Source organism: Xanthobacter sp. BG11Y11_SDJG, assembly GCF_057364445.1.
Genome location: NZ_JBNFNU010000652.1, coordinates 1 through 1409 on the forward strand (window position 1 = coordinate 1; position 1409 = coordinate 1409).

The window sequence follows — 1409 nt, forward strand, 5'->3', positions numbered from 1 at the left end:
GCCGTCGGTCGGGCGCGGCGCCGTCGGCGGCGAAGAATGTCACCGTCCCCCACTCGCTGACGAGCATGGCCTGATGCACCGACATCGGACCGGCGGCGATCACGCCGATGGCGCCGCGGTCGAGTTCGTATCCGTGGCAATAGGGGCAGTGGAAGACGCTTCGCCCCCAGCGCTCTTCCAGGCCCGCGATCGCGGGCAGCGCATCGCTCACGCCGATCGCGAACACGAGGCGCCGCCCCAGATGGAGCGCGCCGTCGCTGGTGGAGACCGCGAACGAGTCCTTTTGGCCGGCCACCGCCTCGGCACGCGCCTCGATCCATTCGAGGTCCGGATAGCGCATGAGTTGGGCCCGGGCTTCGGCGGCGATCCGGGCCGGGATCGGCCCCGTCCTGGCCGAGGAAGCCGTGGGACGTCGCGGCGAAGCGGTTGCGCCGCACGCCGGCATCGATCACCAGGACCTTGCGGCGCGCCCGCACGAGCTGGAGCGCGGCTGCCATTCCGGCATAGCTGCCGCCGATCACGATCACATCATGGGTCAATGCCGATCTCCTGCAGTCGATAGGCGGCATGCCGGCGCGCGAAGTCGGCCGCGAGCGCGGCGAGGGTGACGCGGGAGAGGCGGGCGAGCAGAACCGCCTCGGCCTCGGCAAAAGCATCGTCGAGCGCCGCATTGACCGACTGTTCCACCAGGCAGCGCGGCGCCTCGGTGCGATGGCCGATGGCGAAGATCTCCGGCTCGCCGAGCGCTTCATGGAGCTGGAGCAGCGTCACGTCTTCCAGGGGCACGGCGATGCGCCAGCCGCCCGCATGCCCGCGGGCGGAGGCGACGAAGCCCGCCTCGCGCAAAAGGCCCATGGTGCGACGAACCACCACCGGATTGGTGTTCATGCACGCGGCCAGGAACTCCGACGTGACCGGCCCGTCGTGCTCGGCCATGTGCAGGATCGCGTGGAGCGCGGATGACAGGCGGCTGTCGCGTTTCATGTAACTTCGTTTATTACAAATCAGGGCGAACCGCAATCCGGTTCGGCGCCGGCGGCGGCTCAGGGCGCCGGGGTCGCCCGCCAGCCCTTGAGGACGGTGGTGGCCAGCAGCGCCGCGGCCACCGCCTTCAGGAGGTCGCCCGGGATGAAGACGGCGGAGGCGAGCGCCGCCTTCTGGAGGCCGATGCCCGCCACCGCGCCCAGCACCGGGATGCCGCACAGATAGACCACGCCGATGCCGCCGATCACCGCCGCGAGGAAGGCCGAGACGGCGGCCCCGAACGGCAGGCGCGGCGCCACGAGCCCGGTCACGTAGGCGCCGGCGATATAGCCGAGGAAATAGCCGGCGGTCGGCCCGAACAGGATGCCAAGCCCGCCCCGCCCGCCGGCGAGCAGCGGCGCGCCGAGCAGCACCACGAGAAGGAA

Annotated in this window: 2 protein-coding genes and 1 pseudogene; all 3 read right to left on the minus strand. The window is 71.1% G+C overall.

Annotated elements, in window-relative coordinates; translation table 11 throughout:
- Window positions 1–539: pseudogene (locus AC2W7M_RS25435) on the minus strand (NAD(P)/FAD-dependent oxidoreductase); the annotation flags it as partial.
- Window positions 529–984, minus strand: coding sequence for an RrF2 family transcriptional regulator (locus tag AC2W7M_RS25440; RefSeq protein ID WP_486135888.1), 456 nt, complete (start codon window positions 982–984; stop codon window positions 529–531). The gene AC2W7M_RS25440 and the pseudogene AC2W7M_RS25435, both read right to left, overlap by 11 nt.
- A gap of 59 nt (window positions 985–1043) precedes the next feature.
- Window positions 1044–1409 (minus strand): biotin transporter BioY (locus AC2W7M_RS25445; protein ID WP_486135890.1); only part of this gene is annotated, 366 nt, incomplete at its 5' end.

Coding starts and splice junctions, on each gene's coding strand:
- AC2W7M_RS25440 (WP_486135888.1), bottom strand. CDS start 984: ATGAAACGCGACAGCCGCCTGTCATCCGCGCTCCACGCGATCCTGCAC.